The organism is Paraburkholderia heleia NBRC 101817, assembly GCF_000739775.1.
Classification (GTDB): Bacteria; Pseudomonadota; Gammaproteobacteria; order Burkholderiales; family Burkholderiaceae; genus Paraburkholderia; species Paraburkholderia heleia.
In genome coordinates this window covers 97,538-111,256 of the sequence record NZ_BBJH01000003.1, presented here as the reverse complement: position 1 = coordinate 111,256, position 13,719 = coordinate 97,538, and the positions used below count along the sequence as shown (strand labels likewise).

10 protein-coding genes are annotated in these 13,719 nt (G+C 65.9%); 4 read left to right on the top strand and 6 right to left on the bottom strand.

The window, feature by feature from the left end:
• Positions 1 to 6: 6 nt before the first annotated feature.
• The 3 genes from BHE01S_RS02440 to BHE01S_RS02430 are packed head-to-tail and all read right to left on the bottom strand — an operon-like array spanning position 7 to position 5,658.
• Positions 7 to 1,521, bottom strand: coding sequence for an efflux transporter outer membrane subunit (locus BHE01S_RS02440; protein WP_052405658.1), 1,515 nt, complete (start codon positions 1,519 to 1,521; stop codon positions 7 to 9).
• Positions 1,508 to 4,588: an efflux RND transporter permease subunit gene (locus BHE01S_RS02435; RefSeq protein ID WP_042260213.1), complete on the bottom strand. Its 3,081-nt coding sequence runs from the start codon at positions 4,586 to 4,588 to the stop codon at positions 1,508 to 1,510. Before BHE01S_RS02435 ends, BHE01S_RS02440 begins: the two co-directional genes overlap by 14 nt.
• Positions 4,585 to 5,658 (bottom strand): efflux RND transporter periplasmic adaptor subunit, encoded by a 1,074-nt coding sequence (locus tag BHE01S_RS02430; protein WP_245639622.1) that lies wholly within the window; start codon positions 5,656 to 5,658, stop codon positions 4,585 to 4,587. The genes BHE01S_RS02435 and BHE01S_RS02430 overlap by 4 nt, the downstream gene beginning before the upstream one ends.
• A gap of 336 nt (positions 5,659 to 5,994) precedes the next feature.
• On the opposite strand from BHE01S_RS02430, the gene BHE01S_RS02425 reads away from it, so the two are divergent.
• Together BHE01S_RS02425 and BHE01S_RS02420 are read left to right on the top strand one after the other, a co-directional pair.
• A complete protein-coding gene (locus BHE01S_RS02425; protein WP_042260211.1) occupies positions 5,995 to 6,612 on the top strand; it encodes a LysE family translocator in 618 nt (205 codons plus the stop codon).
• An 84-nt stretch (positions 6,613 to 6,696) separates the two neighbouring features.
• On the top strand, positions 6,697 to 9,072 hold the full coding sequence (locus tag BHE01S_RS02420) for a DNA polymerase II (RefSeq protein ID WP_042260207.1): 2,376 nt from the start codon (positions 6,697 to 6,699) through the stop codon (positions 9,070 to 9,072).
• A gap of 9 nt (positions 9,073 to 9,081) precedes the next feature.
• Here BHE01S_RS02420 and BHE01S_RS02415 read toward each other — a convergent pair whose 3' ends face one another.
• Complete coding sequence (locus tag BHE01S_RS02415; RefSeq protein WP_042260692.1) at positions 9,082 to 10,485, bottom strand: aminotransferase-like domain-containing protein; 1,404 nt, start codon at positions 10,483 to 10,485, stop codon at positions 9,082 to 9,084.
• A gap of 172 nt (positions 10,486 to 10,657) precedes the next feature.
• On the opposite strand from BHE01S_RS02415, the gene BHE01S_RS02410 reads away from it, so the two are divergent.
• Both BHE01S_RS02410 and BHE01S_RS02405 read left to right on the top strand, forming a co-directional pair.
• Positions 10,658 to 11,986: an aspartate aminotransferase family protein gene (locus tag BHE01S_RS02410; protein WP_042260203.1), complete on the top strand. Its 1,329-nt coding sequence runs from the start codon at positions 10,658 to 10,660 to the stop codon at positions 11,984 to 11,986.
• 264 nt (positions 11,987 to 12,250) lie between these two features.
• Positions 12,251 to 12,499, top strand: coding sequence for a hypothetical protein (locus tag BHE01S_RS02405; protein WP_042260199.1), 249 nt, complete (start codon positions 12,251 to 12,253; stop codon positions 12,497 to 12,499).
• Between the two features lie 33 nt (positions 12,500 to 12,532).
• Here BHE01S_RS02405 and pcaC read toward each other — a convergent pair whose 3' ends face one another.
• Entirely contained in the window at positions 12,533 to 12,922 is a 390-nt protein-coding gene (gene pcaC, locus BHE01S_RS02400) for a 4-carboxymuconolactone decarboxylase (RefSeq protein WP_042260195.1), read from the bottom strand.
• Positions 12,922 to 13,710, bottom strand: coding sequence for a 3-oxoadipate enol-lactonase (gene pcaD, locus BHE01S_RS02395; RefSeq protein WP_042260191.1), 789 nt, complete (start codon positions 13,708 to 13,710; stop codon positions 12,922 to 12,924). The genes pcaC and pcaD overlap by 1 nt, the downstream gene beginning before the upstream one ends.
• Positions 13,711 to 13,719 lie beyond the last annotated feature (9 nt).

Below are 13,719 nucleotides of genomic sequence, written 5' to 3'. Positions count from 1 at the left end.
CGGGCCTCACCAGAGCGCGCTCAGCGAGGGCGACAGTTCCAGCGGCGTACCCGTTTTTTCCCAGCCGCCGCCCATCGCTCTAAAGAGCGCGATCTGCGCGCTCAGCTCGCCGACCCGCTCGCGCACGAGCGCCGCCTCGCTGTCCGCGAGCGCGAGCTGCGCGCGATCGACATCCATGCGCCCCACCTCGCCCACGCGCAGCTGCGTTTGCACCTTCCCCAGCAGCGTGCGGCGCTGCACCACCTCTTCATTGCGCGCGGCCTGCAGTTGCGTTTGCCGCGACAGCCGCGTGAGCGCCTGCTCGACGTCGAACAGGGCCCCGCTAGCCGCCTTCTCATAGGCGATTTCCGCTGCGCGCGCCTGGGCGTCGGTTGCCTGCACGCGCGACTCGCGCGCGCCGAAGTCGATGAGCGGCATCACCGCCGCCGCGCCGAACAGCCATAACGTGCTCGTCCCGAGCGACTGCCCGGCGATTTCCCAGCCATTGCGGGCGAGCACGGCGCTCAGCGAGAACGTCGGCCAGTAGTTCAGGCGCGCGACGTCGGCCTGACGCAGGCTCGCGAACAGGCGGTCGCGCGCGGCAATCAGGTCCGGACGCCGTTCGAGCAAATCGACCGGCTGCCCCGGCGCGATGGCGGACAGCGCGTGCGGCAGGCCCGTGGTCTCGTCGAGCACGTCCGCCAGTTCGCCTGGCCTCGCCGCGCAAATCTGCTCGATGGCTAGCCGCGCCGCCACGATTGCGCTATTGACCTCCTGTTCGCGCGCCTGAATCTGCGCCAGCGCCGCGCGCGCCGCATCGATATCGGTGCTCAACACCACGCCGGCCACGAAACTGTGCTGCGCAATCACGACGAAGTCCGCTGCGATCTCGCGGCTTTGCACAATCAAGCGGCGCTGCTCGATCAATCCGCGGTAGGTCACGTAGGCGTCGGCCACGGTGGCGACCACGGCGAGCCGCGCGGCCTGCGCATCGCCCGCCGCCGCGAGCGTCATCGCGCGCGCGGCGGCAAGACGCGCGCGCCCGCGGCCGAATACGTCGATTTCCCACTGCGTCTGCAAGCCCACGCGCCAGAATTGCGCATCGAGATCGGTGATGCCGAGAAACTGCGCAAATTCGAGCTGCGTTTCGCCGCCGTGGAATCGGGCGGCCTCCACGCCCACGCCGACGGTGGGCAGCAACGCCGAGCGGGCCGCGAGGATGTTCGAATGCGCGTCGTCGACGCGCGTAGCCGCGAGCGCCAGGTCGTAGTTGTGCGCCAGCGCGCGTTGAACCAGCGTGTTGAGCGCCGGGTCGTCGTACTGAAGCCACCAGTTCGCGAGCTGGGTTTCGTCGAATGACTGCGCGTTCGCGGTATCGGCTTCGTTCGACTGATATTGCGCGGGCAGATCGGGGGGGCGATCCAGTTTCAGCGAGCCGCTGCATCCGGCGAACACGGCCAGCAGCACGGGGGCGATGCGTCGCACGATCTGCCGCGCGCCCGGCGTTGCATTCGCCACATATGGAACCTCATCGCGTTTCATGATGGGCTCCGTCCGCACCGTTCGAATTGCGCGGCGCTATCTCGTCGCTGCGGATCGAGAAGAACTGCACGTAGAGTGCGGGTACCGCCGCCATGGTCAGCACCGTCGCGAACGCGAGGCCCGCCATCATCGTGATCGCCATATCCTTGAAGAACGGGTCCCAAAGCAGCGGCACCATGCCGAGTATCGTCGTGCCCGCCGCGAGCGCGACCGGGCGCAGTCGGCTCTTGGAGCCGTCGATCACGGCCCGCATGCGCGGCACGCCGGCAGCGATCTGCAGATCGATTTCGTCGACGAGCACGACACCGTTCTTGATCAGCATGCCGATGAGGCTGAGCAGCCCGAGCAGCGACATGAAGCCGAACGCGCCGCGAAACAGCAGCAGCCCGATCGTCACGCCGCAGATCGACATCGGCACGACGAGCAGCACGATGAGCGCGGGCTTGAGCCGCCCGAACATGAACAACACGAGCAGCAGCATGCCGGCAAAGCCAATCGGCAATTGGCGGAACAGGCTTTCCTTCGCCTTGTTCGACGACTCGTACTCGCCACCCCACTCGAGCCGGTAACCGGGCGGCAACGGGATCGCCTCGACCGGCGCGCGAATGCGATCGAATGCCGCCACGCTGTTTTCGCCATAGAGTGTGCCCGCCGATACGGTCAGTGTGCGAATGCGGTCGCGCCTCGAGATCAGGCCGTCTTCGGTACCGTACGTGATACCGGTCAGCACGTCGGCCATGGGAACGTAGCGCCGTTGGCCGAGGCTGAAGATCTGCAGGCCCGCCATGCGTTCGATGCCGCTTTCGCTGGAAGGCTCGTTGAGCACGATCGGCAGCAGCAGGTCGTTGTCGCGGAAGATCCCCACACGCAGGCCTTCCGTGGCGTACGCGAGCGTGTCGTTGAGCTGCCGCCGCGTCACGCCGAGCGCGCGGGCACGCGTGTCGTCGAATACCGGCCGCACCACGTTGACCGGGTTTTCCCAGTCGTTGCGTATCGACTGCAGGCCTGCGTCCCTGTGCAGCACGGCCTCGGCCTGTGCGCCCAGCGAGCGCAATACCGCGGGATCGGGACCGAGAAAGCGCGCCTGGATCGGCAGCCCGCTGGAAGGCCCGAAGTTCGGGCGCGTGACCGACCAGCTCATGTCGGGAAAGCGCTCGCGCAGTTCGCTATCGAGCTTGGGGATCATGCCGTCGATGCGCGAAGCGTCGTCCACCGTCACGATGAACTGCGCGTACGACGGGTCCTGGGTCTCGGGGTCGTAGACCAGAATGAAACGCGTCGCCCCGCCGCCGATGTATGTCCCGACGTTCACCACACCGGGTTGCGCAAGCAGCAGTTTCTCGGGGCCTTTGGTGCGCTCCATCACCGTGCGAATGTCGGCGCCGCGCGGCAGACGCATATCGACGTAGAAAATCGGATTGGTGGACGCCGGAAAGAAACTCTGCTCGACGAACCGGAAGCCCCAGACGCAAACGGCGAACAGCACCACCATCGAGGCGATGACCCACACGCGCCGGCGCTCGACCCATCCCAGCAGCCGCCCATACCGGCGATACAGTGGCGCATCGAACGGGTCCTTCTGCTCTCCTTCCGCTTTGCGGAAGAAATAGTAGCCCAGCAAGGGCGTGAGCGCGATTGCGATGACCCAGCTCAGCAGCAGCGAGATCGCCGCGACCGCAAAGAGCGAGGCACAGAACTCGCCTACCGCATCGGGCGACATGCCGATGCCCGAAAACGCGAGGATGCCGACAACCGTCGAAGCCAGCAGCAGCCACTGCCCCTGCTTGAGCACCTGCGCCGCGGCCTCGACATGCGAAAGGCCCTTTTGCACGCGCACGAGCATGCCTTCGCACACGACAATGGAGTTGTCGGTCAGCATCCCCATCACGATGATCAGCGCGCCGAGCGAAATACGCTGCAATTCGATACCCGCCGCGTACATCACGAACAGCGTGCCGAGAATCGAGAGGAACAGCTCGATGCCGAGCACCACACCGGCGCGCCATCCCAGTCCGATACCGAGTGCCACCGACACGATGCCGACGGAGAGCATGACGTCGAACACGAAGCCGCGCACGGCCGCATCGACGGCTTCGGGCTGATCGTAAAGCACATGCAACTCGATGCCGAGCGGCCTCGCGCGTTCGAGCGCCTGCATTTTGGCCTTCACTTCCTCGCCGACCTTCACGACGTTCACGCCCGAGCGCGCGCTAATGCCGATTGTCAAGGCATCCTGACCGTTATAACGGATCGCCTGGGTGGGCACGCTCGCGTAGCCGAAATGGACGCGGGCCACGTCGCCGAGCAGCAGCTCGCCTGGTGTCGTTCCGACCGGCAACGCGCGAACGGCCGCGAGCGTGTCGAGCGTGCCGGTGGGGGAAAGACGCATGAGCTGGTCGCCCACGCGCTCGCGTCCCGCACTGCGGATTTCGTTCTGCACGCCGAGCGCCTGCGCAACGTCGTCCGACGAAAGATTGTTTGCGACCAGCAGGGACTGGTCCGCCGTGATCGTGACCTGCTCCTGCTGATTGCCGGCGATGACGATATCGGCCACGTCCGGAATGGTGAGCAACTCCTTGCGCAGGTCGCGAGCGTAGTCGAACAACTGCGACGGCGAATAGCCCTTGCCCGTGATGGCATAGAACATTCCGTACACGTCGCCGAAGCGGTCGAACACGATAGGCGGCCCCGCTCCCGGCGGCAGACGCGGCGTCACGTCGTTCACCTGGCGGCGCAACTGCTCCCAGACCTGCTGCAACACGTTCGACGCATACTGGTCGCGAATCTGCACCCGGACTTCCGAGTAGCCCGCCATCGAACGCGACCGGATGAAATCCACCTGCTCCAGTTGCTGAACGGCGCTTTCCATGCGGTCGGTCACCTCGCTTTCGACCTGCCTCGCGCTCGCGCCCGGATACAGCGTCACCACCACGGCGGTCTTGATCGTAAACTTCGGGTCTTCGAGCCGCCCGATGTCGATGTACGCAATGATGCCGCCGATCAACGACACCAGCGCAATGGTCCAGGCAATGAGCGGTTTTTCGATGAGTGCTCGCGCCAGATTCATGGGTTCGCTTCCAGTGGGCGAACTTCTTCGCCTTCGGACACGAACTGCGACCCGGCGGCCACTACCCGATCGCCTGCGCGCAATGCGCCGCTCACCACGGCGTCGTTCTGCCGGATCTCGTGCAGCTCGACTGCGGTGCGCTGCACGCGATGCGTTTGCGCGTCGTATTTCCAGACCGCACGGCTGCCGTCCGCGGCAACCGTCAACGCGTTCACCGGCACGGTCAAGGACGACTGCGCAGCGGCCGGGGCCGGCACGTCGATGCTCACGCGCAACGCCATGCCGGGCAGCAGCGTGATCTGCTCGGGCCGCGCAAGCGAAAACAGCAGGCGATACACACTGCCCGCGGGCGTCGAAACGGTGGAGTGCTCGCGATACACGAGCGGAAAAATCGTCGATGGCCGATCGGGCGGCCACGCCCGCGCCCGCAGCGCGCTGCCGAACGGAAGCGATTCGGCGACGTTCTGCGGCAGCGCCACGCCCACTTCCAGCCGCGAAGTCGCTTCGAGCGTGAAGACGGGTGCGCCTGCCTGCACCACCTGCTGTGTTTCGATAGTCCGCCGCGCGATGCGGCCGTCGAACGGCGCGAGAAGCTGGGTGTTGCGCAGGTCGCGGCGCGCGAGGTCGCGTTGCGCGCGCGCCATCTCGACCGCGGCCTTCAACTGGTCGTAGGCCGCACCGGAGAGAATGTTTTCGTCGTGCAGCGTGGACTTGCGCTTGAGGTCTTCGGCCAGCTGATTGTATTGGGCGTCCGCGCGCTGCACCTGGAGCCGGTAGGGCTCGTCGTCCACGCGGGCGAGCAGCTGGCCTTGCCGTACGCGCGCGCCGTCGAGCACTGCGATCTGCACGACGCGTCCCGGTACTTCGAACGCGATGGCGGAAACATTGGTCGTCTCGACCTGACCGGAGAACACGCGCAATGCGCTCGCGGCGCTCGTGCCGACGCTGACCAGTTCGACCATGCGCGGCTCGCGCGCCTGCTCGGGCGGCGTGTGCCTTCCGCAGGCAACCAGCGCCGCGGCGAAAAGCACGGCGCACGAGAAGCGGCGAGCATGCGCGGCCCGCTGCATCCCCGGTCTTGCGTTTGCGACTGAATCTGAAAAGGCATCCTGACCGCTCATTCGTGCCCTCGCAATCAGTTGTCTCGTCATCGGCCGGCCGAGTGCGCATGCATGCGTTAGCTAACGTGGCACAGCGAATGACCGATGCAAAAGTCAAACGATCTGACGCGAAGTGAGCATAACGGATTCTCTCGCGGCGAAATTCGAACGCGTCCGGAAGCACCTTGCCATCGCGCCCTAATCCGTACTGTTCAGCGTCCTCAGAACTGTATCGGTACTGTACCGAGAACTGTCGATAAACTGGTTCCGTCGATTCTGTTTTCTCTTTCCGGAGCCCCTCGCATCATGCTGCCCGAAATGCTCAGCGCGCTGCCCGCCGGCATGCTCTTCGTCGTCGTCACGAGCATCACGCCCGGCCCCAATAACACCATGCTGCTCGCTTCCGGCGTCAACTTCGGTTTTCGTCGCACGGTGCCGCACATTCTCGGCATTAGCGCGGGCGTAGTCGTGCTCATGCTCTCGGTGGGCTTCGGGCTTGGCGAGGTGTTCCGGCATGTCCCGTCGCTCTATACGGTGCTGGAGATCGCGAGCATTGCCTACCTGCTCTATCTCGCGTGGAAAATCGGCACCTCGGGCGACATCAAGGTGAAGAGCGGCGAGCACCGGCCCATGCGCTTTCATGAAGCCATCGCGTTCCAGTGGGTCAATCCCAAGGCGTGGATGATGGTGCTCACGGCCGCCACCACGATCCGCCTTTCCGCGAACTTCGGCACCAATACGATGGCGATGGCCTTCCTGTTCTATGTGATCGGCCTGCCGTGCATCTGCATCTGGGCCGCGTTCGGCACGAGCATGCGGCGCTTTCTGTCGAATCCGCGGCGGCTGCGCGCTTTCAATCTCTTCATGGCGCTTTCGCTGCTCGTTTCGCTTTACCCGATGTTCGTGCACCTGCTGCAACATTAAGACGGCCCGCCGCCCTTCCCCGGTTCAAATACCGCTTCAACCGCTACAATCGCAACCGGGAAACATGGGCGGCGGAGTCACACTTTGTCTGAGTTTGAAGCGGGTTTTATTCTCACCCGCCATTGGCGCGATACGGGCGAACACACCGAGGTCGACTTCTGGCTCGCGACCGACGCGGGGCCGCGCCAGCTGCGCCTGCGCCCCCAGCCCTCTGTCGCATTCGTGCCGGCCGCCCAGGAAGCGGCGGCCCGCGCCGCGCTGAAAGGCGACGCGCGCACCGAGCTACGCCCGCTGAATCTGTGCGACTTCCAGCGCCGCCCGGTGCTGGGGCTTTATTCGCCGCAATACCGCGCCCTGACCGGGCACGCGAAGCGCCTCGCGAAGGCGGGCATCGACGTCTACGAAGCCGACATCCAGCCGCCGGAGCGCTACATGATGGAGCGCTTCATCACGGCGCCCGTGCTGTTTCGCGGCGATGCGGGTAGCCCGCACGAAGGCGGCGTGCTGCTCGACGGCGAAATGAAACCCGCCAACGGTTATCGCCCGCAGTTGAAACTGGTATCGCTCGACATCGAAACCAGCGCCCAGGGCGAGCTCTATTCCATTGCGCTCGAAGGCTGCGGGCAACGCCAGGTTTATATGCTCGGCCCCGCCAATGGGCAAGCGAGCCAGATCGACTTCGACTTCGAATACTGCGAAAGCCGCGCGCAGATGCTCGAACGCCTGAACGCATGGATGGCGAAGCACGATCCCGACGCGATCATCGGCTGGAATCTCGTGCAGTTCGATTTGCGCGTGTTGCACGCGCACGCCCAGCAAACCGGCGTGCCCCTGCGTCTTGGGCGCGGCGGCGAAGTCATGGAGTGGCGCGAGCACGGCATGCGGGAGAATCACTTCTTCGCAGGCGCCGCGGGCCGCCTCATTATCGACGGCATCGAGGCGCTGCGCTCGGCCACCTGGAGCTTTCCGTCGTTCAGCCTCGAATACGTCGCGCAGGCGCTGCTCGGCGAGGGCAAGTCGATCGACAATCCGTATCAGCGCATGGACGAGATCCAGCGCCGCTTCGACGAAGACAAACCCGCGCTGGCCACCTACAACCTCAAGGACTGCGAGCTGGTGACGCGCGTCTTCGAGAAAACCGGGCTGATGGCCTTTCTGCTCGAGCGCGCGTCCGTCACGGGGCTTCCCGTGGATCGCAGCGGCGGCTCGGTGGCCGCGTTCACGCATCTGTATCTGCCGAAAATGCATCGGCTCGGCTACGTCGCGCCGAATCTCGGCGACGTGGCGGGCGAAAACAGCCCCGGCGGCTTCGTCATGGACTCGCGCCCCGGCATCTACGACTCGGTGCTCGTGCTCGATTACAAGAGCCTCTACCCCTCGATCATCCGCACCTTCCTGATCGATCCCGTCGGGCTCATCGAAGGTCTGGGCGACCCCGGCGACGAAGCGTCCGTGCCCGGCTTTCTCGGCGCGCGCTTCTCCCGCGAGAAGCACTGTCTGCCGGAAATCGTGCGTCAGGTCTGGGAGGGGCGCGAACAGGCGAAGCGGCAACACAACGCCCCGCTTTCCCAGGCGCTCAAGATCATCATGAACGCGTTTTACGGCGTACTCGGATCAACGGGCTGCCGCTTCTTCGACCCGCGCCTCGCCTCTTCGATCACGATGCGCGGACACGAGATCATGCGCAGAACCCGTCAGCTCATCGAGGCGCAAGGCTACGACGTGATCTACGGCGACACCGACTCGACCTTCGTCTGGCTCAGGCACGCGCACAGCGAAGCCGACGCCACGCGAACCGGCAAGCAACTCGTCGAGCACGTCAATGCCTGGTGGAAGACCGAACTGCAGGAACGCTTCGGTCTCCAAAGCGCTCTGGAACTGCAGTTCGAACGCCATTACTCGCGCTTTCTCATGCCCACGGTGCGCGGCGCGGAAGAAGGCAGCAAGAAGCGCTACGCCGGCCTCACGCTTGCGAAAAACGGCGGCGTAGAAGTCGTGTTCAAGGGCCTCGAAACCGTGCGCACCGACTGGACGCCGCTCGCGCAGGTATTCCAGCGCGAACTGTACCGGCGCATTTTCCAGCGCGAGCCTTACGCGGATTACATCCGCGACTATGTGCGGCGCACGCTCGATGGCGAACTGGACGACCAGCTCGTCTACCGCAAGCGCTTGCGGCGGCCGCTCGTCGAGTACCAGCGCAACGTGCCGCCGCACGTGCGGGCGGCGCGCGTCGCGGACGAGTTCAATCGCGCGCAAGGCCGTCCGCTCCAGTATCAGAACGGCGGCTGGGTCAGCTACGTGATGACGACGGCCGGACCCGAGCCGCTAGAAACGCTGAGTTCGCCGCTCGACTACGCGTTCTATGTGAGCCGCCAGCTACAGCCCGTTGCGGACGCGATTCTGCCTTTCCTGCGCGAGGATTTCGATACGTTGATGTCGGGGCAGCAGAGTCTGTTTTGAACGCACGCCCTAGCGCGCGCGCTCGATAAACCGCCACAGCGCGTCGTCCGTCGAATACGGCGCGTTGAAGCGAAACCACGCGCTCGGTTCGTCGTCGGGCCGGAAATAGGAGCCGGGCGCGAGCCAGATGCCGTCGCGCAGCGCCGCCGTGGCGATCGCGCCGGCCCGTTCGGGTTCGATGGCAAGGCGCGCCCACACGAAGAGGCCCGCGCGCGGCCGGTGGAATATCTCGAGCCCCAGCGCGTCGAGCCGCTCCTCCACGCATGCATGCGCGGCCTTTAGCCGTTCGTTGACGAGTTCGACATGGCGCGCGTGGCGCCCTTCGAGCAAGACCTTGTCGACGATGCGCTCGATGGTCGCCGACGAGGTGAGCCCCACCGCCATCTTCGCGCGCGCCAGCTCGCGCAGCACATCGCGCTCGGCGACCACATAGCCGCAACGCAGCGAAGGCGTGACCGTCTTCGAAAAGCCGCTGACGTACACCACGCGCTGCAAGCCTTCCATCGCCGCGAGCAGCGGCGCGCCGGCCGGCGCAAGCTCGCGGCTCACATCGTCCTCGACGACCCACATGCGCTGGCGCTCGGCGATCTGCAGCAAGCGGAAGGCGTTGGACATCGCATACGTCGCCCCGGTGGGATTCTGCAGCGTCGTGTTCACGAAGATCGCCTTCGGCTGGTGCGCCGCCACCCGGCGCTCGAGCGCCTCGATGTCGAGCCCGGCGGGCGTGCGCGGCACGCCGTGCACCGCGAGCCCCGCGAGCTTGAGTATCTGCAGCAGATTGCAGTAGCCGGGGTCTTCCACGAGCACCGTGTCGCCGGGCCGCAGCAGCGTCCGCACGATGAGGTCGAGCCCCTGCGTCGCGCCCTGCGTGAGCAGGACGTTCGACACCTCGACAGGCAGCCCCTGCCGGTCCAGCTGCGCCGCGATGCGCTCGCGCAGCGGCGCGTAGCCGTACGGGTGCCCATAGTCGCCAAGCCGCACGGCCGGCACCCGGCTCATGGCGCGCAAGGCGTGCTGCAGGCCGCTTTCGTTGATCCATTCGCCCGGCACCCAGCCGCAGCCCGCCTTGATCGGCACGGAATGGTCGGCGAACACGTCGGAGAGCAGCCACGTCGCCGTCAGCGTGGGCGGCTGCCAGAGCGTCGCGCTCGCCCGCGCCGACTCGTTGCGGGGCGCCACGCGGTAGCCCGAGCCGCGCCGCGCGACGACGTAGCCCATCGAAACGAGGCGGTTGTATGCCTCGGTCACTGTATAGGTCGATAGCTCGTGCGTTTGCGCGAGCTGCCGCACCGAGGGCAGCAGCGCCCCGGCGCGCAGCGTTTGCGCTTCGATCGCGCGCGTGAAGCCCTGCACGAGTTGCTCGACAAGCGTCGTCGAGACGCCGCGGCCGCGCTCCAGTTCGAGTTCGATCATGGAAAAAGCAAGCGTATAGTGCGAGGGAAAACCCGCACGATTCGAAAGCGCCGACCAATACAGTTGGCGAGAATTGTCCAGCACGGTTTGCAGATCAGTATAGAGACTGTCTATGCCGTCGTTCAAGCCTCGGCGCTACAGTTGAGCCAAACCCACCTGAGGAGAAGCACGCATGACTTCGCGCCCCGTCATCGACGATCTCTCGTCGTTCTGGATGCCCTTCACCGCCAATCGCCAGTTCAAGGCCGCGCCGCGCCTGCTCGAATCGGCGAAAGGCATGTACTACCGCACGACCGATGGCCGCGAAGTGCTGGACGGCAGCGCGGGCCTCTGGTGCGTGAACGCGGGCCATGCGCGCGAGGAAATCGTCGCGGCCATCGCCCAGCAGGCCGCGACGCTCGACTTCGCCCCCACGTTCCAGATGGGCCACCCGCTCGCGTTCGAGGCGGCCAAAAAGATCGCCGAAATCATGCCGGCCGGGCTCGACCGCGTGTTCTTCACGAATTCCGGCTCGGAGTCGGTCGATACCGCCCTGAAGATCGCGCTCGCCTACCACCGCGCACGCGGCGAAGGCCAGCGCACCAGGCTGATCGGCCGCGAGCGCGGCTACCACGGCGTGGGCTTCGGCGGCATCTCGGTGGGCGGCATCGCGCCGAATCGCAAGGCGTTCTCGGGCCAGTTGCTGCCGGCCGTCGACCATCTGCCGCACACGCATGATCTCGCGCACAACGCGTTCTCGAAGGGCCAGCCGGCCTGGGGCGCTCATCTCGCTGACGACCTCGAGCGCATCGTCGCGCTGCACGACGCCTCGACCATCGCCGCCGTGATCGTCGAGCCCGTGGCGGGCTCGACCGGCGTGCTGATTCCGCCACAGGGCTATCTGCAACGTCTGCGCGAGATCTGCACGAAGCACGGCATCCTGCTGATTTTCGACGAGGTCATCACGGGCTTCGGCCGCCTCGGCAAGGCCACGGCCAGCGAGTATTTCGGCGTGACGCCCGACATCCTCACCATGGCCAAGGCGATCAACAACGCCGCCGTGCCGATGGGCGGCGTGGCCGCGAGCCGCACGGTCCACGACACGATCGTCAACAGCGGCGCGCAGGGCGCAATCGAGCTGTTCCACGGCTACACCTATTCGGCGCACCCGCTCGCCGCCGCCGCCGCGATCGCGACGCAGGACCTGTATCGCCGCGAGGGCCTGTTCGAGCGCGCCGCAGCGCTCGCGCCGAAGTTCGAGGCCGCCGCGCATGCGCTGCGCGGCGAGAAGCACGTGAAGGATGTGCGTAATCTCGGCCTCGTTGCCGGCGTCGAACTCGACTCGCGCGACGGCGCGCCGGGCGCGCGCGCTTACGAGGTTTTCGTGAAGTGCTTCGAGGCGGGCGTGCTGATCCGCTTCACGGGCGACATTCTGGCGTTCTCGCCGCCCCTCATCGCGACTGAAGAGGAAATCGCGCGCCTGTTCGGCACGGTGCGCGACGTGCTCGCCACGGTGCAGTAACACGCGAGGCGTGAGCAACCCCATACTCGCGCCTGCTTTCATTTGGTAATCCGCCGCAAGGGCGGCCCGGAGTTCGGGCCGCCTTTTCCTTTTTGCACTGCTGGACCCGCGCAGTGCCCGGGCAGCGGGATTGCGCCGCCGTACGCGCGAGGACCGGGTTCAAGCACGGAACGCCCCATCGGCGTATCGTTGCCCTATCCGCCATGACAAACGCGATTGCGGCGAGCGCGCATCGACCGGGTGCGCTGGCCAGGAGGGAATCTCATGAAGATGCCAGTCCGCGTCGGCACGCATATCGAGGGCATCCACTGGATCGCCGAGTATGGGGATGCGACCCGTCAAATCCGTGTGATCCGTGACGGCCGCGTGGTCGACACGATCCCTGCGCCCGCGGCCATGTTCGGCGAAGAGCGCGACGCGGGTTCGGCCAGCGACGAGGCGAGCCGCGCCGAGGAAGCCGCGCTGCTCGCCTGCCTGCGCCGCTACGTAGCCGACGTGCAGCCGGAAGAATAGGATTCTTGATCTCCGCGGGTTGCCGCCATACGATCAGCCCTGCCCGGCGTCCTGCTCGCGGAAGATGCGGTCGGCGAGATGGAACGCCGAGTTCGCCGCGGGCACGCCGCAGTAAATCGCCGTTTGCAGCAGCACTTCCTTGATCTCGTCGCGCGTGACGCCGTTGTTGCGCGCGGCGCGCAGATGCAGCGCGAGTTCTTCGCTGCGGTTGAGCGCAACCATCATCGCGATCGTCAGCAGGCTGCGCGTGTGGCGCGGCAAGCCATCGCGCGTCCAGATTTCGCCCCACGCGTAGCGCGAGATGAAGTTCTGGAATTCCTCCGTCACTTCGGTGCGGTTGGCAAGCGAGCGATCGACGTGCGCGTCGCCCAGCACCGCGCGGCGCACCTTCATACCGGCTTCGTAGCGGTCTTCGTCGTTCATCACGCCCCCAGCAGGAAATCGGTCACGATCTTGTTGTACTCGTCCGCCAGCTCGACGTTCGAGATGTGCGCCGCGTTCAGTTCGACATAGCGTGCGCCCGGCACCGATTCGGCCAGCTCGCGCCCTTGTGCGGGCGTCGCGGCCACATCGTGCGTGCCCGAAATCACGAGCGTGCGCGCCTTGATCGACGGCGCCTCGCCGCGCAGGTCGGCGGCATTGATCGCTTCGCAGTTCGAAGCATAGCCGTCCTTGTCCGTATGCACGAACACGTCGCGCACCTGCGACATCACGAGCGCATGGTTCGCAATGAATTCAGGCGTGTACCAGCGCGGCAGCACCGCCTCGGCGAGCGCGAGCATGCCTTCGCTGCGAGCCTTCGCCGCGCGCGGCACCCACACCTCCGGCGAGCCGATCTTCGCTGCCGTATTGCACAGCACGAGGCGATCGATGCGGTTGGCGTAACGCGCGCCGAGGCCGACGCCGGTCAGGCCGCCCATCGACACGCCGACAAAATGCGCGCGCTCGATGCCGAGCTGGTCCATCAGGCCGATCACGTCGCCGGTGAGCTGCTCGATGGTGTACGGGCCTTGCGGCGCCGCCGAGTGGCCGTGGCCGCGCGTGTCGTAGCGCAGTACGCGGAAATGCTTCGTGAACTCGACGATCTGCGGCGTCCACATCGACACGTCGCTACCGAGCGAATTCGAAAAAACCACCCATGGCGCCGTGCGGTTCTCCGTACCGTCGATGCGGTAGTACAAATGCGTGTCGTTGACGGCTGCGTATGGCATGCGTGTGAC

Excerpts from the sequence above, each read along its gene's own strand:
- BHE01S_RS02440 (WP_052405658.1), bottom strand. The coding sequence starts at position 1,521 with ATGAAACGCGATGAGGTTCCATATGTGGCGAATGCAACGCCGGGCGCG.
- BHE01S_RS02435 (WP_042260213.1), bottom strand. The coding sequence starts at position 4,588 with ATGAATCTGGCGCGAGCACTCATCGAAAAACCGCTCATTGCCTGGACC.
- BHE01S_RS02430 (WP_245639622.1), bottom strand. The coding sequence starts at position 5,658 with ATGCAGCGGGCCGCGCATGCTCGCCGCTTCTCGTGCGCCGTGCTTTTC.
- BHE01S_RS02425 (WP_042260211.1), top strand. The coding sequence starts at position 5,995 with ATGCTGCCCGAAATGCTCAGCGCGCTGCCCGCCGGCATGCTCTTCGTC.
- BHE01S_RS02415 (WP_042260692.1), bottom strand. The coding sequence starts at position 10,485 with ATGATCGAACTCGAACTGGAGCGCGGCCGCGGCGTCTCGACGACGCTT.
- BHE01S_RS02410 (WP_042260203.1), top strand. The coding sequence starts at position 10,658 with ATGACTTCGCGCCCCGTCATCGACGATCTCTCGTCGTTCTGGATGCCC.
- BHE01S_RS02405 (WP_042260199.1), top strand. The coding sequence starts at position 12,251 with ATGAAGATGCCAGTCCGCGTCGGCACGCATATCGAGGGCATCCACTGG.
- pcaC (WP_042260195.1), bottom strand. The coding sequence starts at position 12,922 with ATGAACGACGAAGACCGCTACGAAGCCGGTATGAAGGTGCGCCGCGCG.
- pcaD (WP_042260191.1), bottom strand. The coding sequence starts at position 13,710 with ATGCCATACGCAGCCGTCAACGACACGCATTTGTACTACCGCATCGAC.